The 21,803-nt window shown below is 67.4% G+C and carries 29 protein-coding genes and 2 pseudogenes; 26 read left to right on the top strand and 5 right to left on the bottom strand.

Features of this window, described 5'->3' with window-relative positions:
* Positions 1-85: 85 nt before the first annotated feature.
* Positions 86-288, bottom strand: a pseudogene (locus IPK20_00570) (ROK family protein).
* Entirely contained in the window at positions 288-812 is a 525-nt protein-coding gene (locus tag IPK20_00565; protein MBK8015322.1) for a winged helix-turn-helix domain-containing protein, read from the bottom strand. The pseudogene IPK20_00570 and the gene IPK20_00565 overlap by 1 nt, the downstream one beginning before the upstream one ends.
* 524 nt (positions 813-1,336) lie before the next feature.
* Between IPK20_00565 and IPK20_00560 the strand changes: the two genes are divergently transcribed.
* On the top strand, positions 1,337-1,552 hold the full coding sequence (locus IPK20_00560) for a hypothetical protein (protein ID MBK8015321.1): 216 nt from the start codon (positions 1,337-1,339) through the stop codon (positions 1,550-1,552).
* Positions 1,553-1,836: 284 nt separating this feature from the next.
* Here IPK20_00560 and IPK20_00555 read toward each other — a convergent pair whose 3' ends face one another.
* Together IPK20_00555 and IPK20_00550 are read right to left on the bottom strand one after the other, a co-directional pair.
* On the bottom strand, positions 1,837-2,037 hold the full coding sequence (locus IPK20_00555; protein MBK8015320.1) for a hypothetical protein: 201 nt from the start codon (positions 2,035-2,037) through the stop codon (positions 1,837-1,839).
* Positions 2,038-2,045: 8 nt separating this feature from the next.
* The gene (locus tag IPK20_00550) at positions 2,046-2,276 is read right to left on the bottom strand and encodes a hypothetical protein (GenBank protein ID MBK8015319.1); all 231 of its coding nucleotides are present in this window, start codon (positions 2,274-2,276) and stop codon (positions 2,046-2,048) included.
* 275 nt (positions 2,277-2,551) lie between these two features.
* Between IPK20_00550 and IPK20_00545 the strand changes: the two genes are divergently transcribed.
* The 25 genes and pseudogenes from IPK20_00545 to IPK20_00425 all read left to right on the top strand — a co-directional run bounded on the left by IPK20_00545 (position 2,552) and on the right by IPK20_00425 (position 19,160).
* Positions 2,552-3,298, top strand: coding sequence for a PEGA domain-containing protein (locus IPK20_00545; protein ID MBK8015318.1), 747 nt, complete (start codon positions 2,552-2,554; stop codon positions 3,296-3,298).
* Between the two features lie 185 nt (positions 3,299-3,483).
* Positions 3,484-4,233, top strand: a pseudogene (locus IPK20_00540) (formylglycine-generating enzyme family protein).
* Positions 4,234-4,249: 16 nt separating this feature from the next.
* Entirely contained in the window at positions 4,250-6,040 is a 1,791-nt protein-coding gene (locus IPK20_00535) for a PEGA domain-containing protein (protein MBK8015317.1), read from the top strand.
* Position 6,041: 1 nt separating this feature from the next.
* A complete protein-coding gene (locus IPK20_00530; GenBank protein ID MBK8015316.1) occupies positions 6,042-6,632 on the top strand; it encodes an SUMF1/EgtB/PvdO family nonheme iron enzyme in 591 nt (196 codons plus the stop codon).
* Between the two features lie 268 nt (positions 6,633-6,900).
* The gene (locus IPK20_00525) at positions 6,901-7,395 is read left to right on the top strand and encodes a hypothetical protein (GenBank protein ID MBK8015315.1); all 495 of its coding nucleotides are present in this window, start codon (positions 6,901-6,903) and stop codon (positions 7,393-7,395) included.
* Entirely contained in the window at positions 7,392-7,916 is a 525-nt protein-coding gene (locus tag IPK20_00520) for a hypothetical protein (protein ID MBK8015314.1), read from the top strand. The genes IPK20_00525 and IPK20_00520 overlap by 4 nt, the downstream gene beginning before the upstream one ends.
* A gap of 85 nt (positions 7,917-8,001) precedes the next feature.
* Positions 8,002-8,208: a hypothetical protein gene (locus IPK20_00515; GenBank protein ID MBK8015313.1), complete on the top strand. Its 207-nt coding sequence runs from the start codon at positions 8,002-8,004 to the stop codon at positions 8,206-8,208.
* 13 nt (positions 8,209-8,221) lie between these two features.
* Positions 8,222-8,818 (top strand): hypothetical protein, encoded by a 597-nt coding sequence (locus tag IPK20_00510; GenBank protein MBK8015312.1) that lies wholly within the window; start codon positions 8,222-8,224, stop codon positions 8,816-8,818.
* A gap of 30 nt (positions 8,819-8,848) precedes the next feature.
* Positions 8,849-9,121, top strand: coding sequence for a PEGA domain-containing protein (locus IPK20_00505; protein ID MBK8015311.1), 273 nt, complete (start codon positions 8,849-8,851; stop codon positions 9,119-9,121).
* 246 nt (positions 9,122-9,367) lie between these two features.
* Positions 9,368-9,550 (top strand): SUMF1/EgtB/PvdO family nonheme iron enzyme, encoded by a 183-nt coding sequence (locus IPK20_00500; protein MBK8015310.1) that lies wholly within the window; start codon positions 9,368-9,370, stop codon positions 9,548-9,550.
* Positions 9,551-9,578: 28 nt separating this feature from the next.
* Positions 9,579-10,073 carry an SUMF1/EgtB/PvdO family nonheme iron enzyme gene (locus tag IPK20_00495; protein MBK8015309.1) on the top strand — a complete coding sequence of 165 codons (495 nt, stop codon included), beginning with the start codon at positions 9,579-9,581 and terminating at the stop codon, positions 10,071-10,073.
* Between the two features lie 401 nt (positions 10,074-10,474).
* Positions 10,475-11,101, top strand: coding sequence for a hypothetical protein (locus IPK20_00490; protein ID MBK8015308.1), 627 nt, complete (start codon positions 10,475-10,477; stop codon positions 11,099-11,101).
* Positions 11,102-11,275: 174 nt separating this feature from the next.
* A complete protein-coding gene (locus IPK20_00485; GenBank protein ID MBK8015307.1) occupies positions 11,276-11,782 on the top strand; it encodes a PEGA domain-containing protein in 507 nt (168 codons plus the stop codon).
* 38 nt (positions 11,783-11,820) lie between these two features.
* Complete coding sequence (locus IPK20_00480; protein MBK8015306.1) at positions 11,821-12,030, top strand: hypothetical protein; 210 nt, start codon at positions 11,821-11,823, stop codon at positions 12,028-12,030.
* Positions 12,031-12,506: 476 nt separating this feature from the next.
* Positions 12,507-13,127 carry an LPP20 family lipoprotein gene (locus tag IPK20_00475; GenBank protein MBK8015305.1) on the top strand — a complete coding sequence of 207 codons (621 nt, stop codon included), beginning with the start codon at positions 12,507-12,509 and terminating at the stop codon, positions 13,125-13,127.
* Between the two features lie 66 nt (positions 13,128-13,193).
* Positions 13,194-13,373 carry a hypothetical protein gene (locus IPK20_00470; protein MBK8015304.1) on the top strand — a complete coding sequence of 60 codons (180 nt, stop codon included), beginning with the start codon at positions 13,194-13,196 and terminating at the stop codon, positions 13,371-13,373.
* Between the two features lie 52 nt (positions 13,374-13,425).
* Positions 13,426-13,935 (top strand): redoxin family protein, encoded by a 510-nt coding sequence (locus IPK20_00465; protein MBK8015303.1) that lies wholly within the window; start codon positions 13,426-13,428, stop codon positions 13,933-13,935.
* A gap of 182 nt (positions 13,936-14,117) precedes the next feature.
* A complete protein-coding gene (locus IPK20_00460; GenBank protein MBK8015302.1) occupies positions 14,118-14,498 on the top strand; it encodes a hypothetical protein in 381 nt (126 codons plus the stop codon).
* Positions 14,499-14,936: 438 nt separating this feature from the next.
* On the top strand, positions 14,937-15,143 hold the full coding sequence (locus tag IPK20_00455) for a hypothetical protein (GenBank protein ID MBK8015301.1): 207 nt from the start codon (positions 14,937-14,939) through the stop codon (positions 15,141-15,143).
* A 99-nt stretch (positions 15,144-15,242) separates the two neighbouring features.
* A complete protein-coding gene (locus IPK20_00450; GenBank protein MBK8015300.1) occupies positions 15,243-15,623 on the top strand; it encodes a hypothetical protein in 381 nt (126 codons plus the stop codon).
* A gap of 1 nt (position 15,624) precedes the next feature.
* Entirely contained in the window at positions 15,625-16,056 is a 432-nt protein-coding gene (locus tag IPK20_00445; protein MBK8015299.1) for a hypothetical protein, read from the top strand.
* A gap of 109 nt (positions 16,057-16,165) precedes the next feature.
* Complete coding sequence (locus IPK20_00440) at positions 16,166-17,209, top strand: hypothetical protein (protein ID MBK8015298.1); 1,044 nt, start codon at positions 16,166-16,168, stop codon at positions 17,207-17,209.
* A gap of 241 nt (positions 17,210-17,450) precedes the next feature.
* Positions 17,451-17,582 carry an SUMF1/EgtB/PvdO family nonheme iron enzyme gene (locus tag IPK20_00435; protein ID MBK8015297.1) on the top strand — a complete coding sequence of 44 codons (132 nt, stop codon included), beginning with the start codon at positions 17,451-17,453 and terminating at the stop codon, positions 17,580-17,582.
* A 337-nt stretch (positions 17,583-17,919) separates the two neighbouring features.
* Positions 17,920-18,366 (top strand): hypothetical protein, encoded by a 447-nt coding sequence (locus IPK20_00430; GenBank protein MBK8015296.1) that lies wholly within the window; start codon positions 17,920-17,922, stop codon positions 18,364-18,366.
* Between the two features lie 293 nt (positions 18,367-18,659).
* The gene (locus IPK20_00425; GenBank protein ID MBK8015295.1) at positions 18,660-19,160 is read left to right on the top strand and encodes a redoxin family protein; all 501 of its coding nucleotides are present in this window, start codon (positions 18,660-18,662) and stop codon (positions 19,158-19,160) included.
* A 645-nt stretch (positions 19,161-19,805) separates the two neighbouring features.
* On the opposite strand, the gene IPK20_00420 is transcribed toward IPK20_00425, so the two are convergent.
* Positions 19,806-21,548, bottom strand: coding sequence for an amidohydrolase family protein (locus IPK20_00420; GenBank protein MBK8015294.1), 1,743 nt, complete (start codon positions 21,546-21,548; stop codon positions 19,806-19,808).
* Positions 21,549-21,803 lie beyond the last annotated feature (255 nt).

Raw genomic sequence — 21,803 nt, 5'->3', positions numbered from 1 at the left:
GACAGCCAGCTCGGCCGCGCGTTGGGAAACTAGCGCCTGGGCCGCCGACCAGCGTCACCAGGCAGCCGCGCAGCCTTGCCCAAACTCAGGGCTTGCCCAAGGGGTGATGGACCAGGTGCCTGATCTCGCCCGCCACGCCGGTGGCGCCGCGGTAGATCTCGCCCCGATCACGTGCCCGGAGCCGACGCCCATCGCCACCCCGGTGTAGACCAGGTCGTCGACGCCGCGCCCCTCGGCGCCCCACCAGTGCTCGGCCAGCGCGCCCAGGTTGGCGTCGTTGTCGACCATCAGCGGCACCGTCGTGCTTGGCGGCCAGCGCCCTCGAGGCCATGCCGGCCACCCCAGTCGGGCATGACCTTCAGTCGACATGCGGCTGTAGGGTGCGAGGATCCACCGGGCAGGGCAGCGCCACGTCGATGCCGACCAGCGGGCGACCAGCCGCCACGCCGGCGCGGCCAGGCGGCGTCGGCCATCTCGTCGATGACGCGGGCGGGTGCCCGTCGGGGGTCGGTGCGCGCAGCCTGTTCACGCGTGTGCCAGGCCAGCACGCGGCCACGCAGGTCGGTCAGGGGGCACCACGTCAGGTGGCCCCCATCGCCCAGGATCACGCAGGCGTCGTCGCGGAATTTCAGCACGTGGGGGCGGGCGGCCGCGCGGGGGCCCTCGCCCACCTCGGTGACGATGCCCATGGGCAGGATCTCGCCGACGCAGTCCTCCGAGACCGTCGGGCGCGACAGCCCGGCCACGCCGGCGATCTCCGCGCGCGAGATGCGCTGCTTCTGCCAGATCAGGCGCAGCACGGCGTCGGCCAACGGGCGTGGGCCCGGGTCCGAGCGCCTGAAACCTTCCGGAGTCAGGTGAGGTTCTCGTTGTAACATCCGGCCGCTTCCTGGTTGGTCCCCGTCCCGGGGACCGCAGCCAACCGGTGCCAGTAGATGTTGTCCACCGCCACCACCGTGGCGTCCGTGGTGCTCAGCACCAGCCCCCGATGTTGTCGACCGGCACCGAACGCGCGAAGTCGGCCATCGGGATCTCCAGCGCCGACCAGCCGCCGGCCGCGAACGAGGGCACTGTGTCGCGTTGAACGTCAGCTCGGGCTGCAGCACGGCGGTCCCGGTTGCGGCCATGGCGACCAGCTTCACGCGCAGGAGGGTGCCCACCGGCGCGGGCGTCCAGGCAGGTGCGTCATCCCGGAGATGTCGATCTTCTGCGGTGGCGAAGTCGAACCCACCGGGTTGAGCGCCGTGTACTGATGTTGGCGCTGCCGGATCAGGTAGGTCCCGTTCTGCGTCGTCGGGCCGCCCCAGTGCAATTGGCTCGTGACCGGCCGGTTGACGTGAGTCGCCCAACCGCGGATCACATCGGCCGCGGCACCATCGCCCGGTTTACCGGGGGCGGCGGGACGGCGGCGCGACAGCTGGTGATGAAATCACCCCGACCCCCCACGGCGAGCGTGTCGGCAGTGATCGTGTCGATGCCGGCGCCGATGACGCGGATCTGGTTCCCCTCGACCCTGGCGATGGCCGGGTTGGACGAGGAGAAGTCGAAGTAGGTGGGCGTGGTTCACCACGACGTTGGCGCCGTCGATGCTGAACGTCGTCGTCGTGCCCTCGATCGTCGCCGGGACCCGATGAGGTACTGCTTGTTGACCGAGGCGTGTTCGCGCTGACGCGGGTCACGTTCAGGAGGTTCGCGTACGCGATCTCGTCGAAACCACAGCGTGTGGCCCGGTGGGGTTCAGGCCTCGTAACCCTCGGCGATGGTGAACATCCCGCGCTCGGCCACGATCTTGCGGGGGCGAGGGGATGGGCACGACCACAAACGTCCATGAGGGATTCAGACGCGATGTTCGCGCGCCCCGGCCGAGTAGACCGAGGTGCCGGTGTTGTCGTTGCCGAACCCGACCTCGTTCAGCGTCGAGACCACGCTCGACTTGGCATAGAACGTCAGCGCGTTGAAGTCAGCGCGAAGTCGCGCGCGCCCACCGTCGTCAGCACGCCGCCCGCGTACGCGCCCAGCGGCGTCCCGTCCCGGCACGACCACCTTCAGACTTCGTGCCGGTGTGCGCCTGCAGCGAGTCCAGGCTGACCGCATTGAGATAGGTGCCGGAGAAGGCCTGGAAGTAAGTCGTCCCCGTACGCGTCGTCGAAGACCAGCGGCTCGATGCGCGCGCGGGCGACGTCCAGGCCGGCGATGTCGCGGGAGCCGCAGCCGGCCAGGGCGAGCAGGGAGACGAGCAGCAGCAGCGCAGGAATCCGGCTTCGGGTCGTGTTCACGGGGGAACCTCCGCATGGGCAGGTGCGCGGCGCCGGCCGACCTTGTTCGGCGAGCGGCTTTGTACGGCGACCGATCAAAGTATGGCGGCAGGCGCCGGAGGTGTCAAGTGGGGAGTAGCAGGGCTGGCATGCCAGGAGGGTCGCTCTGGAAGCCGCGCACGGGTGATCCAGAGGGATAGCGCACAGGATTGACCGGAGCCCGTCCGCCGTGGGAGAATCGCCATTGCAAGGGGTTGACCGCGTGGAGCTTCCCTCTCGCGGCACGGCGCCAAACCATGCGGTCAGGCAAGATGCGTACCTGTGCGATAATCGTTCTGGGACTACTGGTGACGGGCGGCCACGCGCCCCCGGTCGGCGCCCAGCCCAATGCTGCCGCGCCACGCCCGGCAGCAGCGAAGGTGGCCGTCCTCGATTTCCACGATTCCAGCGGCGGCGCCGTCAAACCCAACGAGGTGCTGTACCTCTCGGACAAGGTGCGCGGGTCGGCCCGCCGGGTGCTTCCGGCAGCGCGCTTCGTCCTCATGACGCGCGACAACATCAGTGAACTGCTGCCCGAGGGCCGGACGCTGGCTGACTGCGTAGGTGACTGCGCGGTCGAGACGGGACGACGCATCGGCGCCGACTACGTGGCCACGGGCGAAGTGACCACGTTCGGCGGCGAGATCCGCGTGACGGTGAACCTGCACGAGACCGCCAACGGCAACCTGCTGGGGCAGGTGCAGGCAGGGTCGGCGCGCTTGCTGGACGTGGAAAAGGAGTTGGACCAGCAGGTGCTGAGCCTGTTGGGTCCGCTCGGCAGTGGCGCGGCGGGCGCGCAAGGTGCGGTCGGTGCCGAACAACGCCTGGGCGGTGGCGCGCAGGCCTGGGCTGCGGACGGTCCGGCCGAGGAGATCGTCTCCTTCAGCTCGGAGCCCGGCGGCGCCATGGTCGAGATCGACGACCGTCCAGTGTGCGAGACCCCTTGCACGCAAGCCCTTGTACCGGGCCTGTATCGCATCCAGGTCAGAAGGTGCGCTACGTGACGCACGCCCAGACGCTGGAGGTGAAGACCGGATCTGGTGCCACGGTGGCTGCCACGCTGACGCCGGATTTCGGGTGGCTGACGGTCGAGACCACGCCGGACGGTCTGCCGGTGCTCATCGACGGCAAGCCCGCCGGCACATCGCCGATCCGGACACTGGAGATCGCGCTCGGGACGCACGACGTCATGGTTCAGGCCGAACGCTATGTGAACGAGGGTCGCCGCGTGGTCATCGAGCGCGGCGAGCGCGAAGTCGTCAACCTGTCGCCGACGCCGCGCAATGGCGGGTTGAAGGTGATCGCGAAAGATGGCAAGGGCAACGCGGTCGAGGGTCTGGTCCTCATCGACGGGCAGCAGGCGGGTAAGACGTACCAACCGCTGACGCTGCTGATGGGGCAGCACACTATGGAAGTGCAGGCGGGCGGCGCGGTGTGGAAGGGCGAAGTCGAGGGCGAGGAGGCGGTGCTGCGGGAGATGGAGGGTGTGATCGGGGGGGCCAGGGCAGGTGCGGCGACGGCGCCATCCGGGCCGCTCGGGTTGAAGATGGTGGAGATCCAGAAGGGGAGCTTCATGATGGGCAGCCCCGAGAGCGAGCGGGGGCGTAGCCGCGACGAGACGCAGCACCGGGTGGAGATCACTCGCGCGTACATCATGTCCGCGACCGAAGTGACGCAGGGGCAATGGGAGCAGGTGATGGGCGGCAACCCGAGCGCCCACAAGGGCCCGGATCTGCCGGTCGAAAGGGTGACATGGCACGACGCGGTGTCGTTCTGCAACAGGCTGAGTGCCAAGGAAGGTCTGCGCCCCGCCTATCGGGTCAGCGGCGATGATGTGATTTGGGACGCATCCGCGGACGGGTACCGATTGCCTACGGAAGCGGAGTGGGAGTACGCGTGTCGCGCGGGTTCAACGACAGCCTACGAATCAGGGTCCCACGAAGCGGCCCCTGAACATGCCGCGGTGGAGTGGCAGCCCGGACGCGGAATCCCACGCTGTGGGTCAGAAGTCCGCGAACGCATGGGGCCTGTTCGACATGCACGGCAACGTGTGGGAGTGGTGCTGGGACTTGTCTGGTGACTACGGCGGGCACAGCGAGGTCGATCCGCGCGGCCCGTCGTCGGGCCTCAAGTCGCGTGTTTCGCGGCGGCGGTTGGGGCTCCGTCGCCGGGTTCTGTCGTTCGGCGTTTCGCCTCGGGATCGCCGCCTCGGATTCAGGCGACGACCTGGGCTTCCGGGTTGTGCGCAGTTCGGTGCGGTGAGTGGGACGGATGAATCGAGCGCAGGCGCGAGCGGAGCCGCCGCCGGAGTCGGGCACGCTGCCGGTGGTGATCGTGCTGCACCTCGGGTGCACGGCGGAGGAGGAATCGTGGAGTGCAGGCACCTGCTCATATTCTTCGGCAGCATGGTATGGCTCGGCCTGTTCGCAACAACCCCTGCACACGCTGGTGCCGACGATGGTCCGATAAGCCGCATCGCAATTCTCGACTTCCAGGATGGCACGTCTGGCAAGACGACGCCGGCGGAGATCCTGTCGCTGTCGGATCTGGTGCGCGGTGTGGCGCGCGACGTCCTGCCGACGGATCGCTACCTGCTGATGACCCGCGAGAACATCCAGCAGATGCTGCCGCCAGGTCGCACGCTGTCCGACTGCGTGGGCGACTGTGCGGTGGAGACCGGTCGCAACCCTGGGCGTCGACTACGTCGTGACCGGCGAAATGGCGGCGTTCGCCGGTCAGTTGCGCGTCACCTCAGCCTGCACGAGACGGGGCGGGGCAGCCTGGTTGGTTCCGCCAGGGCGGGCGCGCCCGATCTGCTGGGCATCGAGCGCGATCTGCGGGCCAGGGCCCAGGAACTGCTGTTGAAGCTCCGCGCGCTGGCGCCCGAGAGCGGTGGCCAGGCGGATGATGCCGCGCCGCAACCTCGGCCTTCACCCGAAGCATGGACGGCCCCAGGCGCCACGCGGGTGGTGGTGTCGTTCGCGTCGGAGCCGGCTGGGGCGATCGTGGAGATCGACGGGCAGCCTGTGGGCGAGACGCCGTGCAAGAGGGCCCTGGCGACCGGCGTCTACCGCTTGGGGCTGAAGAAGGTGCGCTACGTGGCGCATGAGCAATCGCTGGAAGTGCGGGCCGGCGCGGCGGCGGCCGTGTCGGTGGCGCTGACGCCTGACTTCGGGTGGCTGACGGTGGAGAGCGAGCCGGCGGGACTGGCGGTGACGGTCGACGGCGAGGATTGGGGTTCGACGCCCGTGACGGCTCGCGAGGTCGGCGCCGGCGCGCATGACGTGCAAGTGGGCTCGTCGAACCATCATCCGGCACAACGCAGTGTGGTGGTCACGCGTGGCCAGCGCGAGACGGTACGTTTGTCGCCGGTGCCGCGCAACGGTGGTCTGATGATCGTGGCGGTCGATGCCAAGGGCAACGCGGCGGAGGGGCGCGTGTTGGTCGACGGTCGGGACGTGGGCGCGGTGTACGAGCCGCTGACGGTCCTGCAGGGTCGTCGTGAGGTGGCCGTGAAAGGCCCTGCGGGGTCCTGGAAGGGGCAGGCGACGATTGTCGAGGGGCAGATGCAGGAGATGTCGGTGACGCTCGCGGCCCCGGCCACTGCGTCGGGGACGGTGGTCAAGCTGGTGGAGATCCCGGCGGGGAGCTTCATGATGGGCAGCCCGACCAGCGAGACGGGACGTGACGGCGACGAGCAGCAGCACCGCGTGGAGATCACTCGCGCTTCCTCATGTCGCAACTGAGGTGACTCAGGCGCAGTGGGAGCAGGTGATGGGCGGCAACCCGAGCGCCCACAAGGGAGCGGATCTGCCGGTCGAAAACGTGTCCTGGTATGACGCGGTGTCGTTCTGCAACAAGCTGAGCGCGAAGGAAGGGCTGCGGCCCGCGTACCGGATCAGCGGCAAAGAGGCGACTTGGGACGAGTCCGCGGACGGCTACCATCTGCCGACGGCGGAGGGGAATGCGCGTGCCGTGCGGGGACGACGACGGCGTACCATACCGGAGCCGACGAATCTGCTCTGGGACGCGCCGGTTGGTATGTTGGCAACTCCGGAAAAAAGGACCCACCCTGTGGGTCAGAAGGCCGCAAACGCTTGGGGTCTGCACGATATGCACGGCAACGTGTGGGAGTGGTGTTGGGACTGGTACGCTGATTACGGCGGGGGCAGTGCGGTCGACCCGCGCGGTCCGTCGTCAGGCTTGCGCCGCGTGCTTCGCGGCGGCAGCTGGCTCAGCGTCGCCAGGCTCTGCCGTTCGGCGAGTCGCCTCGGGGACGTCGCCTCGCGCGCCTACGACTATCTGGGCTTCCGGGTTGTCCGCAGTTCAGCGCGGTGAGCAGGACGGAGGCGGCGAGCGCAGGCGCGAGCGGAGCCGCGCCGGAGCCGCGGCCGGAGTCGGGCAATCGGCCCATTGTTTCAGCGTCCTCGATGACTGCTTGACTTGGCCCTATCGCGAGGTGCCTAGCGTGAGCCGCGAGCGAACAGCCACACTTGTTGTCACGATTCCTGTCGGGATGCCCACATCGGTGAAGGCCGTGCGGGGCGGCGCCGAAGGCCGAACGCCTGCCGCGGTTAAGCGCGTCGGCGCAAACGCGGCTTTGCGCATGCTGTTCGTCGTCGCCGTCCTTCTGGCATCCGGCGGTCGCGCGCAATCCCAGGAAGTGTCGCTGCCGCCGGACGCTGGTGCCGGCGGCCTGGCCGCCATCCACGGGGTCGCGCGTGCCAACCTGGTGCGCATGGCGGGCGGCCACATCGTCGTGACGGACAGGGACGTTTCGGAGATCTATGGCGCTGCCACGACCACGAGCGGGCCCCGCGGCGGCTGGTATCAGGTCAAGTCGTTGCCGGCCGGAGTCGACCTGCTGGTGTTCGTGTACCACGATGCGCTTCCCGGCTGTCTCGGCACCGTGCCCGTGCGCCTTGGCCGGGGCGAATACCGGGAACTGGCATTGGAGCTTTCGGCCTCGGCAGGGCTGCAGGAACACGTCGAATACCTGCGGACACATCGATGGGTGGACTACGGGGCGCACGGCGACAGAGATTTCGCGGTCGTGCCGGGCGCCACACCGCCGGCTGTGGGCGGTTCAGGCTTGGCATGACCGCGGCCGAAATCCGCGAGGTGGCCCGCGCCAGCGGCGGGCGCCTGGTGCCGCGGTGGCTCGAAGGCGAGGGTGGAGAGGCGGCGGGCGTGCTGGCGCTCGTGGGCCTTGACGATCGTGACCTGCTGGTGTTCACGCTCGATGGTCCGGTACGGCCGTCGGATGGGGACTCGGGAGCTCCGGCGCAGATTCCCGGTGACGTCCGATGCGTTGCGGTGGAGATTCTCGATCCGCGGTTCCGGACCGCCGACGGAGTTCACCCGGGCGAGCGACTGGACACTTGCGGCCGCTCGGTGGTGCGGGTGCTCTACTGGGCCAACCGCCTGGACGGCTTCGATTACTGTGCGTTCGTTCGCCATCCCAACCTCGGCCTGGGACTGGTGGGTGAGAACCCGTTCCGCGAGGGGCAGGGGAGCGTCGCGCTTGCCGAGTTGCCGGGCTCACTTCAGGTGCGGTCGCTGTTGTTGTTGGAGGCGGACAGCCCCTGGGTGGTGCCTCCTGGTGCCGCCAACGGTCGGTAGGTCGCGGGGCCGTCACCGGCATGCCGATGCACGGGAGGTGCGGGGCACAGTCCCGCCAAGTGCACGATTCCCGAGGAAGTGACACATGACGCGTCAACTACGCATGATCCTAACTATGGCCTGGCTTTGGGCGCTCGCGGCGCAGTGCCTGGCAGCCGACCCGGACCGGGCGGCCGTGCGCCATGTCGCCGTTCTCGACTTCCAAGACGGCGCCTCCGGCAAAGCCACGCCGGCGGAGATCCTGTCGCTGTCAGACCTGGTGCGCGGCGTGGCGCGCGCGCCTACCGCCTGATGCGTATATCCTGATGACGCGCGAGAACGTCCAGCAACTGCTGCCGCCGGGGCGATCGCTGGCCGATTGCCTGGGTGACTGCGCGGTCGAGACCGGGCGCAACCTCGGAGCCGACTACGTGGTCACCGGCGAGGTCACGGCGTTCGCCGGTCAGTTGCGGGTCACGCTCAGCCTGCATGAGACGGCTCGCGGCAATCTCATCGACTCGCGGCGGGCGGGCGCACCGGACCTGCTGGGAATCGAGACGGACCTGCGGGAGAAAGCCCGCGAGCTGCTGCTGACGCTGCGGATCTCCGCGGCGCCTGCCGGCGGTGCGAACGGTGACGAAGCGCCGGATACCGGCCCGAACCGTTTGCCCGAAGCCTGGACGGCCCAAGGCGCCACGCGGGTGGTAGTGTCGTTCGCGTCGGAGCCGGCTGGGGCGATCGTGGAGATCGACGGCGGGCAGCCTGTGGGCGGAACGCCGTGCAAGCGGAGCCCTGGCGACCGGCGTCTACCGCGGGGGCTGAAGAAGGTGCGCTACCTCGCGCATGAGCAATCGCTGGAAGTGCGGGCCGGCGCGGCGGCAGCCCGTGTCGGTGGTGCTGACGCCAGACTTGTGGTTGGCTGACGGTGGAGAGCGAGGCCGGCGGGACTGGCGGTGACGGTCGACGGCGAGGATTGGGGTTCGACGCCCGTGACGGCTCGCGAGGTCGGCGCCGGCGCGCATGACGTGCAAGTGGGCTCGTCGAACCATCATCCGGCACAACGCAGCGTGGTGCTCGGGCGTGGCCAGCGCGAGACGGTACGTTTGTCGCCCGTGCCGCGCAACAGGTGGTCTGATGATCGTGGCGGTCGATGCCAAAGGGCAACGCGGCGGAGGGCGCGGTGTTGGTCGACGGTCAGGACGTGGGCGCGGTGTACGAGCCGCTGACGGTCCTGCAGGGTCGTCGTGAGGTGGCCGTGAAAGGTCCTGCGGGGTCCTGGAAGGGGCAGGCGACGATTGTCGAGGGCAGATGCAGGAGATGTCGGTGACGCTCACGGCCCCGGCCACTGCGTCAGGGACGGTGGTCAAGCTGGTGGAGATCCCGGCGGGCTTCATGATGGGCAGCCCGACCAGCGAGACAGGACGTGACGGCGACGAGCAGCGGCACCGCGTGGAATCACTCGCGCTTACCTCATGTCCGCCACTGAGGGTGATTCAGGCGCAGTGGGAGCAGGTGATGGGCGGCAACCCGACGCCCACAAGGGTGCGGATCTGCCGGTCGAGCAGGTGACCTGGTATGACGCGGTGTCGTTCTGCAACAAGCTGAGCGCGAAGGAAGGGCTGCGCCCGCCTACCGGATCAGCGGCAAAGATGTGACATAGGACGAGTCGGCGGACGGCTACGCTTGCCGACGGAGGCGGAGTGGGAGTACGCGTGCCGGGCGGGGACGACGACGGCGTACAACACGGGGTCGGACGAAGCGTCCTCTGGGGCGCGCCGGTTGGTATGGTGTCAACTCGGGAAACACGACCCACCCTGTGGGTCAGAGGCCCCCAACGCTTGGGGTTTGCACGGTATGCACGGCAGCGTGTGGGAATGGTGTTGGGACTGGTACGCTGATTACGGCGGGGGCAGTGCGGTCGACCCGCGCGGTCCGTCGTCAGGCTCGGACCGCGTGAATCGCGGCGGCTGCTGGGGCAGCGACGCCGGGCTCTCGTTCGGCGGATCGCCGCTGGTACGACGCCTCGCGCGCCTACGACTTTCTGGGCTTCCGGGTTGTCCGCAGTTCAGCGCGGTGAGCAGGACGGAGGCAGCAAGCGCAGGCGCAGGCGGGCCGCGCCGGAGCCGCGGCCGAAAACTGGAGGTATCGTCGGCGGTGGTCGCGTTGCCCCGATGGTGAACGGGGGCGGTAGAAGCGTGAAGCTGAAAGCGCCGCCATGGGGCGGATTGTCGGGATTCGGGGCGAGCCTCCGTGGGGTGGCTGTGAAGAGGCTCTCCCGTGCACATGCGGCTTGCGCATCGCGCATAGCGAGCCCGTCGGATCGACGACGACCGCCGTGGCAATTGACCATCGGGCATCAAAGATGCTATACGCCGTTCATGGGCGTTCTCCTGTCCAGCGTTGGGATCTGATTCACCTTGTTGGTGCGATCATGCCCCCGAGGCAAGGAAACGCCATCCGTCGGCGGGCTGGCGATCAGAGGGCGGAGGCAGGTGTGGATGGCGAGCGTCGTGTCTCCTCCGATGGGTTACGGACTGCCTGTGCGACAACTAGATCTGCTCAACGCAGGAACCCGAATCATGAATCGGGAAGCCAAGGGGTGGAGTGAGGTGGCAGTGTCGAATCGTGAATCGTGGACCATGCACGAGGTGGCTCGCCGGTGGGTCGGCATCGGAATGGCGGTATTCGGGGTATTCGCTGCGGCCATCTGCAGTGCGGTGCCGCCGGAGCAGAGAGTGGCGGTGCTCGAATTCCATGATGCAGCCGACCTGAAGGCGAGGGAGATCGGCTACTTGACGAACATCGTGCGGGACATAGCGCGCGAGTCTCTGCCCGCGTCCCAGTTCGTAGTGCTGACCGGAGAGAATATCACGGAACTGTTACCACCAGGCCGGAATCTGGCAGACTGCGTCGGTGACTGTGCGGTGCAGACCGGGCGCCTGCTGCAGGTGAACTGGGTCATCACTGGTGAGGTGACCAGCATCGAGGGCGAATACAGGGTGGCGATCTCGTTGTTTGCAACAGACAGCGGCAACCTCGTTGCGAATGGACGCACGGGGGGGCGGCAGTTGCTGGACATGGAGAAGCCGTTGGAAAATGAAGCACGGCGGCTGCTGGCGGCGGTGCCGGTTCGCAGGGATAGCGAGGGCGGAGGCAGCGCCTTGCTGCCGCGCATGGGCTGGAGCGCGCCCGAGGACATGCTGTGATTGCGAGGTTCAGGTCCGAGCCGCCGGGGCGACGGTACTGGCTGACAGCGTGATGCTGTGTCCGGCCGCACCTTGCAGCCGGGAACTGCAGGACGGGACTGTACTGATTAGTATGCAGAAGGAGCGATATCTTGCCCGGCGGGGAGTGGTCCAGGTCCGGCAGGGCGAAAGCAAGTGATTGACTGGAAGCTGGACCCGGACTTCGGGCGATTGGGAATGGTCTCGACGCCCTCCGGGGCAATCGTGCGCGTCGATGGTGTGCCGCATGGATCGACGCCGCTGCGGGACTTGGAACTTCCGCCGGGCCCGCACAGGATCGCAGTGGAACAGGCTGGCTACTACGCACAGGAGCGGGAACTGACAATTGCGCGCGGCCTGGACGAGTCGCTGACGTTCGACATGTCGCCGCGCTTGGGCGGCGTGAAAGTGTCAGCGACCGATGCGTCGGGCAACGCTGTCTCGGGGACGGTGTACCTGGACGGGGAGCGCGCTGGAGTATCCCCGTGCGTCTTGGAGGCAATGGTCGGCCCCCGGAATGTGGAGGTCCGACACGAGAGTGGCCGCTGGCAAGGGCAGATTGAGGTGCGTGAGGGAGAAACAGCTGACATTGGTGCGAAGCTGGACAACAGCGAACTAAGGGCGAGAGCGCACGGTGTATCTCTCAGAAGGAGCATTCCGTAGCGACCTATTGGGCTGGCCTCTGCGTGTTCGTTCCGGGCTTGACCTGCATCGGCGATTTTGAGGGCGAGCGAGTTGGGTGGTTTCGCGGCTTCCTGCGCGTTTCTGGTGAGGATCTCGTTTACGAGAAGTGGACCAGCCCCTCAGAAGAGAAGATCTACCAGAAGCTCGTGGAGAACCCTCAATGGTCAGTCAATGTCAAGGTGGCTCCAGGCACTGAATTGGGCGTGGCAATGCTCAAGACATTCTAGGCTTACTCCAAAATGTTCACGATAGGTTAGTCTTGAGTCATGCAGCGGCCGCGTCGGCGCGAGTGCCCGCAATTGACCGTGTGGTCGTCGCGTGCGGTGGCGAGGGCCAGACAGGAGTCTTGCGACCGCGCGCCACAGGGCGATAGCCACAAACCACGCCTGCCGTCCTTCGGAATTTGGCCGTGAGATCCAATCGGCGTCGATCCTCCTTCCAAGGGCAGTCTGGACCTCGGCATAGATCTTCGATGGTGACTCCAGTTGGCGCCGCGGCGCGCCCGCCGGCGGCATCATCACTGAGTGCAGGTCGGGCTCGGGGCGGCGCTTGACACGCGTCATCTTCGACGATTGCACTTGTTCCTGTTCGGTCAACCCGCTAGGATTCTCGGGCTGCCGATTGACGTGCCGACAAAGGCCACGTCGAGGTCCGGTGCGACGCATTCGTTTCATCGCCAGATGGAAACGGAGGAAAAATGTCCATGACATTGAAACGCATTCTCAGTGTCGCCGTAACCGCAACCGCACTGATTCTGGGTGGCCCTCCTGTGCGCCGGCTGCGGTGCGGAGGAGGCCGTTCCGGTCAGTTCACCCCCTCCAACGAGTTCGACGGTGCCCCCTGCTGGGTCACCAAGAGCGGCCATTGCATCGACAAGGAAGGCGAGAAGGCGAAGTTTGTCTACGGTGTCGGTTCGGTGGCGGGCACACGGAACACGGGACTTGCCCGCGATGCGGCGCTTGGACGGGCCCGCACCGACATCGCCCGCTCGCTGCAGACTCGGGTCGCTGCCATGCTGAAAGACTACCAGGCCACCACCACCGGGGCGAGGGACTTCGGCAAGGCGGCGGCCGACGAACAGCACATCGTCGATGTCGCGAAGCAGATCACCGACCTGAACGTCTCCGGCACGGAGATGGTCGACTCCTGGATCAGCAAAACGGGCACTTTCTGGGCGCTGGCGCGCCTGGACGTCGACGGCTTCAAGGATACGGTCAGGCGCATGAGCGAATTGGACGAAGCCGTGCGGGAAGCCGTGGTGCAGCGCGCGGACAAGGCGTTTTCCGAGCTGGATTGGGAGCTTGACGCCAATCGCAGCAAGTAGTCATCGCGACATGGTGGGCTGCGGCGCCGTGACTGCCGCAGCCCTTGCTTTGGGAAGAGTGCGATCGTGACTGCAGTACAGTGCATTCTGGCGCTGGCGATGACGTTCGCCACGTGCGGGGTCACGATCGAATCCGGGGCAGCTTCTGTGTCTGTGCGCGCATCGGTGGTCACGGAGGCGCTGATGGCTTCGGGCGAAGCCCGCGTCGGCGCGACGGCGCCCCCGGCTCGCGGGCTGGACGCTTGAGGACAAGGTCTGGAACCTGCGCAAGGCCTTCGCCGACACCACGACCGACCGGGTGGCGCTGGTCTTCTTCGCGACCTGGTGCGCACCCTGCCGCGAGGGCATCCGTCAGTTGGCCGCGCGCGCGGCAGACCTGCGCGCCGCGCGCGTGTCCGTGGTGCTGGTCAACTACCAGGAGGACGCGCCGCGGGTTCGCGGCTTCCTCGACGGCCCGCCCGCGTTTCCGCTCGCTATCGACCGCTTTGGCGACAGTGAGCCGTGGTACTTGCGCACCGGCGATGACCAGGTCCGCCGGCCACGTACGGTGGTCATCGGGCGCGACATAGTCGTCCGCACCATCCACCGGGCCGAGGGCCGCGACTTCGTCGGCCGCATCCTCGAGGACGGAGACCGCGTGCGTCGGCGCCCGCTCCGTGCCTTTGCGCGTGTGCTGGGCCTGGCGGATGCCCTGGCGCTGGCCGCCGGCTGCGGGGCAGCGCCGATGCGCCACCAGTCACGGGCAGCGGTGCAGCGCAGCCCCGGGGTGTCTCTGCCTGGCCCGAAGACCAGTACATCGTCGCCGTAGGAACCAGTAACGTCTCCTACGCTGAGGCCGAGGCAAACGCACGCAACGAGGTGTCGGCGCGCGTCCGTTCCGAGCTTTCCGCCGTCATCCAGACCGAGACTAGCTCGGAGTAGGGCCGCTGCTACGGGCGGGCAGTTCTGTCGCGCACATAGACAACTGCGGCGTCGGGGCGCGACTACGACGTGGCCGCAGTCGTCTTCCGCGCCGCCGTCGCCCAGTTGCAGTATGAACCCGACGACGTGGCCGCCGGGACCGCTATCCTACGCCGTGCCGAGTCTGGCTTCAACTGCTTGGCCTCGGCAGCCTACGCGCTGCGGGCCGTCACGCGGTGCGAGCACGCTCCCTTCGCCGCCGACCTGAAGTTGCGGGAGGAGATCGATCGCCAACGCGCGGCGCTGCTGTCCCGCTTGAGTCTGCGTCTGGCCGTCGAAGACAATCCGGAATGCTTGGAGAACCTCGGCGCGAATCCGGGGAAGCCTGGGCGCGGCTCGGCCTGGTGTGCCGTTTGTACGTGGCAGGCCAGTTGGAGTCGTGCGGCGCCGGCCGCGCGGCGGCACTCCTGAACGTTCAGGGCAAGGAAATGGTTGGCACGCACACGCAGGGCCGGCCGCGCGCGCGGTGCGAGTTGAACGAGCGGCTGACCGTGGAGCGGCTGCTGCCACTGTTGAGGCGGGAGTTGGCTATCTGTTTGCCGATTGTGGAATAGGACAAGCGCGCTTCCCGAGCCTTGCACCGGCGGCCGACTCCCCACCCTTCCTTGGGGCCTCTCCGGAGGACCGGGAATGGACGCTGAACGACCTTCGCAGCCAAATATCAATCATATGCGGCTCATCTCTCTGCAGAAGTCGATTGGGAGTACGTCAATTTGCGGCGGGGCGACGTGCCTGTGGGCGGACCGCGAACCGGGGCTTGCGTTAGGTACCACTGACCGAATAGGATCACGTTGCGACACGCGGTGTCCTGAGGACACACCTGTGCCTGAAGTGAAATGGAGATCGGATATGAGTTGGCGCACCGCCGCCATCGTGGGATTCGTCTTGGGTTGCCTGCAGTCGGGCATTGTTGGTGCGGGAGAAGTCCAGCGGGTAGCTGTGCTGGATCTCGGCAACGACGCCGACCTCAAAGCCAAGGATGTTACCTACCTGACGGAGGTACTAAGAGAAGTTGCCGCGGAAATGCTTCCCCACCCGCAGTATTTCTCATCATGACGGCCGACAACATGCTACAGTTGCTGGGGAGACGTTAATCTGTCCGACTGCGAAGGCGAGTGTGCCGTTGCGCAGGGTGCGAAGCTCAGCGCAGCTTATGTGGTATCGGGAAGGATTACCGTCTTTGCCGGCGACTACAGGATCATGATTTCGCTGTATGACACCGGCACCGGCAACCCAATAGGCATCGATAACATACCTGTCAATCTTCACGAGTTCGCGAAACTGGAGCCGGGGGTCAGGGCGGCCGGAGAGACGGTCTTCAACAAGCTTCCCGGGAGCAAGAAGCCGCGCAAAAGGCGCGACGAAGTCCAGGTAACCGAGCCCGAGCCGGCGCGCGAGCCGGGGCCGCCAGCGATCGCAGCGGCGGTACTTGGCGGGGGGACGTACGCTGGCTTCGACGGTGGAGGAGGCAATAGCTTCGCGGGTGTGTACGGGGGGACTGCTTTCCTTCCGTCTATCCCACGAACTGGCACTTGAATTGAGCGCACTGAGGCTGACCGCCGGAGGTACTGTCACCTGGCGCGACGGTGCGATCAAAGCGCATCTCGATGCGCCGTACACGAACATCGCTGCGATGATCATGACCAACGGCGAAGCCGAAGTCCGTGCCGGTGGAGGCGCCTATGTGGGCATCCCATCCCCGGCAACACTGACCTTCGAAGATCGTGAGAGTGTGCAGTTCGAGACCGTAAGCGAGATCGGTATCGTCGGGCTCGTGGGAATACAGAGTGGCGGTTTGTGGCGCGGTCGACCTGGAAAGGACGGTCCGTTCATGTTCTGTGAACTGAGGCTCTATCTTGGATTCAAGGATGCTCTGGGAGGAGCAGGACTCGACATGGGGGACATCTACCTTTCCAAGCTGGGCCCTGTCGCAGGGGCCATCACGTTGGACGCGGGCCTCGGATTTTGATGAATGGCCACGAGAATGCGTTTTCCAGACGGAGCGTTCCCGGTTCATCTCTTGACCTGTGGCGGGAGTCAACAATCACGTGACTAGCCGGACTGTCTCGATACTAGTCTTGCTGCTGGTCATTCCTGGCTGCGCTACGACTTTGTCCACGCGGGCACAACACGAATATCACGCACTGGATATGGCACGGCGCGCGCTTGGTGACACCAAACACCCGAAGCACGTTTGCGTCACTGCGTGGGGAATCAGCGCGACAAGTCAGCGTGAGGCAGAGAACGACGCCCGCGCCCAGATCGTCAGCCAGATTCGCTCACGCATTGAAGTAGTTTCGACGGACGTCGCTGGATCGATCTCCCGCGACGGTATCGTGATTGACTCACAATTTGTGAATCGCTCCATCCGCATCGCAGCGAAGTTCGACCGCAATGAGCTGATACGCATCGATGACGAGCTATCGAGCGGATTCCCGGCGGGAGTGTATCGAGCGTTCGCATACGCATCACGTGACGAAATCGCGCGACAATTGGACTCGGAATACAGCGACGCGGCGGTAGTGTTTCGTTCGCAGGCAGAACACTCTCGAACACTCGAACAAGATGTCGTGGCCTTCGCGCAGGCTTTCCATGCAGCTTCCTCTGCGTTCAGCCGAATGTTGGATGCGGCCTGTGGTCACCTGGCCGTTACCGGTATCCCGGTCCCGGGCTTCGAGGCCGATTGCGGCTTGCGGCGAACGCTGGAACGTTCCCGCGCGGATCTCGTGGCGGGGATGCGCATCGCCGTATCCTTGGCGGCCGATCCAAGGATTGACACGAGAGCTCTTGCTGACGCTGTCGCCAGTGCGATCATCGGGCTGGGCGTGCGGGCGTCAACCGCAGACTGCGTGGAGGTCGGATCCTTGAGGCTCGAGCTCCAAGCCGAGATTGAATGGAACACGCTCGCTGGCGTGCGTTACTGCAAAGCACGCTTATCAGGGAATCTCGAGAGCTGCCCGGATGGGGTAGCCCTGGCTCCGGTTCTCTTGGCCGGCGGTCCGCTGGAGGGTCGCGGCAGAGATCCGGTCGACAACCTGCGCCGGCGGGCAACCGCTGAGGCACTGAAGCCGCTTGTCCACAAGGCACTTGCGCCGTTCATTCCGTTTGCACAATCCGAATGAAACGGTAGTCAGGGAAGCCATGATCTCGCCACCTGATGTCATCGGGTCAAGCCTCCAGGGTCGGGGTGGGGCCCCGGCCGCAAAGTCGAATCCTCGCCAGCGTCAGGTGACACGCGCATTAGCCCTGCCCTGATTCCGCCGCAAGCTGCGCCCTCTCTCAAACCGGACGAGCCAGGCCACCATCACCGGCCCTTGTACGCGCCGGTTGGTATGGTGACAACTGGGAAACACGCCCCACCTTGTGGGTCAAGAGGCGGCAAACGCTTGGGGTTTACACGACATGCACGGCAACGTTTGGGAATGGTGCTGGGACTGGTACGCTGATTTCGGCGGAGACAGGAGCTTCGTGGCTGCGCCCCCCACAGGGCGATGACCTCAAGCCACGCCTGAAGGATATCGGACCATTGGCTTCAAGATCCCATGGGCGTCTATCCGCTGTCCCAGGGTCGTCAGGACCTCGGGCCAGGTCTTCGACGGCGTCTCCAGACGACACCGCGGCTTGTGCGCGCGAGGGCAGCATCAGCACCGAGTGCAGGTCGGGGCTCGGGGGCGGCGCTTGACACGCGTCACCATCGACGAATGCACTTGTTCCCGTTCGGTCAACCCGCTAGGATTCTCGGGCTGCCGATTGACGTGCCGACAAAGGCCACGTCGAGGTCCGGTGCGACGCATTCGTTTCATCGCCAGATTGAAACGGAGGAAAAATGTCCATGACATTGAAACGCATTCTCAGTGTCGCCGTAACCGCAACCGCACTGATTCTGGTGGCCCTCCTGTGCGCCGGCTGCGGTGGCGCGAAGGAGAACGTTCCGGTCAGTTCGCCCTCCAACGAGTTCGACGGTGCCCCCTGCTGGGTCACCAAGAGCGGCCATTGCATCGACAAGGAAGGCGAGAAGGCGAAGTTTGTCTACGGTGTCGGTTCGGTGGCGGGCACACGGAACACGGGACTTGCCCGCGATGCGGCGCTTGGACGGGCCCGCACCGACATCGCCCGCTCGCTGCAGACTCGGGTCGCTGCCATGCTGAAAGACTACCAGGCCACCACCACCGGGGGCGAGGACTTCGGCAAGGCGGCGGCCGACGAACAGCACATCGTCGATGTCGCGAAGCAGATCACCGACCTTAACGTCTCCGGCACGGAGATGGTCGACTCCTGATCAGCAAAACGGGCACTTTCTGGGCGCTGGCGCGCCTGGACGTCGACGGCTTCAAGGATACGGTCAGGCGCATGAGCGAATTGGACGAAGCCGTGCGGGAAGCCGTGGTGCAGCGCGCGGACAAGGCGTTTTCCGAGCTGGATTGGGAGCTTGACGCCAATCGCAGCAAGTAGTCATCGCGACATGGTGGGCTGCGGCGCCGTGACTGCCGCAGCCCTTGCTTTGGGAAGAGTGCGATCGTGACTGCAGCAGGACGAATCCCGATTGTGGCCGCGGTTCTCCTCGTGTGCGCCGTGACGACCGCCGCCGCGGCAGAGCGCGTGTCCGTGGTCACGGAGTCGTTGACAGCTTCGGGGCAGGCCCGAGTCGGCGCGCCCGCGCCCTGGCTCGCCGGCTGGACGCTCGATGACAAGGTCTGGAACCTGCGCAAGGCCTTCGCCGACACCATGACCGACCGGGTGGCGCTGGTCTTCTTCGCGACCTGGTGCGCACCCTGCCGCGAGGGCATCCGTCAGTTGGCCGCGCGCGCGGCAGACCTGCGCGCCGCGCGCGTGTCCGTGGTGCTGGTCAACTACCAGGAGGACGCGCCGCGGGTTCGCGGCTTCCTCGACGGCCCGCCCGCGTTCCCGGTCGTTGTCGACCGCTTCGGTGCCTGCGAAACGGCGTACCTGCGCTCCGGAGATGACCAGGTTCGCCTGCCCCGCACCGTGGTCGTTGGGCGCGACCTGGCCGTCCGGGCCATCTACGGGGCCGAGGGCCCCGACTACGTCGACCGCATCATCGGGGGGCGGTGACACGTGCGCTGGCGCCGGTCGTCCCGTTCCCTTGCGCGCGGCTTGGCCCTGGCGGCCGTGCTGGCGCTGGCTGCCGGGTGCGGGGGCAGCGCCGGCGCGCCTCCGGCCACGGGCGGCGGCACGCCTGCGGCGCGGGCCTTTCCGCCTGGCCCGAGGACCAATACATCGTCGCGGAGGGCACCAGCACCGTCTCCTATGCCGAGGCTGAGGCCAGCGCCCGCAATGAGGTGTCGGCCCGCGTCCGTTCCGAGCTCTCGGCAGTGATCGAGACCGAGGCCGGCTCGTTGACCGTCGACGGCCGCACCAGCGACCGGCAGCGCCTGCTCCGGTTCGACCGTGAAGACCTCGTTCGGGCATGCCGAAATGATCCGCCCCGACCCCGCGGCGCGCCGGCTGGAGAAGGGCCTCTACCACGGCCTGGCGGTCCTGTCGCGCGCCGAGGCGGCCGCCGCGCTGGGGCGCGACTACGAACTTGCCGCGGGCGACTTCCGCGCCGCGGCCGCCCAGCTGCAATCCGGTGCGGACGACATCATCGCCTGGACCGCCACGCTGCGCCGGGCCGAATCGGGCTTTACGCGGCTTGCCACGGCTGCCTACGCGCTGCGGGCTGTCGCGCGGCGAGTACGCCCCGTTTGCCGCCGACCTTCAACTGCGCGAAGGGATCGAGGGCCGGCGCGCGGCCCTGCTGTCCGGCCTGCGACTGCGGCTGGTCGTCGAGGACGCGCCGGAAGGGCTCGAGAATCTCGCCGCGAACCTGGGCGAGGCCCTGGCGCGGCTCGGTCTGGCCGCGGCGACCGGCCCTTGCGAGCCCGGCGCCTGGCTGCTGCGCGCCCAGCCGGACTTGGCCTGGGAGCAGGGCCCATTCGGCCCGGTTTGCCGCCTGACGGTGGCGGGCCAGCTGGAGCCATGCGACGGCGGCCGCGTGGCCGCCGTCCTGAACCTCCAGGGCAAGGAGCTGGTCGGTACGCACACGCAGGGCCGGCCGCGTGCGCTGCGTGAGCTCAACGAGCGGCTGACGGTGGAGCGGCTGTTGCCGCTCATCGGGGAGTTGTGATCTGTCTGCCGATCGTGGAATAGGTACGATCGGCGGGCATTGCTGTTGGCTGCGCCAGTACGCAGTGGCAGCGTTTCTCTCGTGTAGGCCCTGCTACTGCCCCCCTCCGCCACCACCCCTTCCCCCCGATCACCGTCGCCGTCACCTCCATCCCCAGCAGCTCCCTTCGCCTCGCCCCCCACCGGATCCCCGTCCAGCACCACCAGGTCCGCCCGGTACCCCGGCGCGATGACGCTAGCTCGTCCCTCGGCGAACGCCGCCCAGGCCCCGCCCGCCGTGTAGAGCCACAACGCGGTGCGGGCGTCGACCGCCTCCTCGGGGCGCCAGCCGCCGATGGGCGCCGTCCGGGTGCATGCGCGTACGCGCAGCGTACAGCCCTTCCAGCGGCTCGACCTTCTCGACGGGGGAAGTCGGTGCCGCGAAGACAGGTGCGCGCCGGTCTTCAGGAGACTGCCAGGCGTAGGCGTCTCCTCAGGCGCTCTGCGCCCAGCCGCTCGTCGGTCCAGTCCATGTCCGAGGTGCAGTGCACCGGCCATCGCGGCGATCACGCCCAGCTTCGCGAAGCGGGGATGTCGGCGGGGTCCAGGATCTGCGCGTGCTCGAAGCGCCAGCGCATCGCGCGGCTTCAGTTCGCCCCAGCACCGCTGGTGGGGGTCCAGCACCAGCCGAAGCTTGCCGCCGTCGCCGATGGCATGCGTGCGGACCTGGACCGGCGTCGCCCATCGTGCGCATGACCTCGCGCAGGTGGCCGGCGTCGGTGACCGCCAGGCCGCGGTGGCCGGCTGGTCGCCGTCGTCGCCCAGCAGCAGGGCGCCGGCGGCCCCCAGGGCGCCGTCGGCGTAGAGCTTGACCGCGCGCAGCGGGGCATGCCGTCGTCGCTGGACCAGGGTCCGGTCTGCAGGGCCGCGGCCGGCGTGGCGGCCTCCGTCGTCGTACATCGCGTGCACGCGCACACCCGGAAGTCGCCGGCGGCGGCCAGCTCCTTCATCAACTGCGCGCGCTCCCAGGACACAATGCCCGCGTCGTGCACCGAAGTCACGCCCAGGCCAGGCAGTTCTCGGCGGCCAGGCGCAGGCGGCGACGCACCTCGGGTTCGTCCGGCGCGGGATCGCCGCCGTGACCAGCCACACCGCGTTGTCGATGAGCACGCCCGTCGGCTCGCCCTGCGCGTCGCGCGGATAGACCGCCAGCCGGCGGTCGGCGTGGCCGCCGTCACGCCGGCCAGCGCCAGCTGCCGCGGTGCTGCCCCGGCGGCGTGGCCGTCGACCCGCCGCAGCAGCACCGGTCGCTTGCCGGCCGCGATCGAGCATCTCGCGAAGTGGGTACTCCTTCACCGCCAGTCGTTCTGGTCCCAGCCGCGGCCCTCCAGCCTCCGCGGCCGGGGTTGACGTCGGCGGCCTCCTTCACGCGCGCGGACCGCGTCCTGGACCGTGGCGGTGCCGCGCAGGTCGATCTCGGCCAGCGCCTTGCCCAGCCCGTAGAGATGGGCGTGGCTGCTACCGATAAGCCGGGGATGATCGTGCCGCCCTTGACGTCGATCACGCGCGCGGGCGCGGCCAGGGCCTTGGCGCCGGCCTCATCGCCCACGA

The sequence above is a fragment of the Betaproteobacteria bacterium genome, assembly GCA_016713305.1.
Classification (GTDB): Bacteria; Pseudomonadota; Gammaproteobacteria; order Burkholderiales.
The sequence above is the reverse complement of the archived record's forward strand: the minus strand, read 5'-3'. Positions and strand labels throughout refer to the sequence as shown.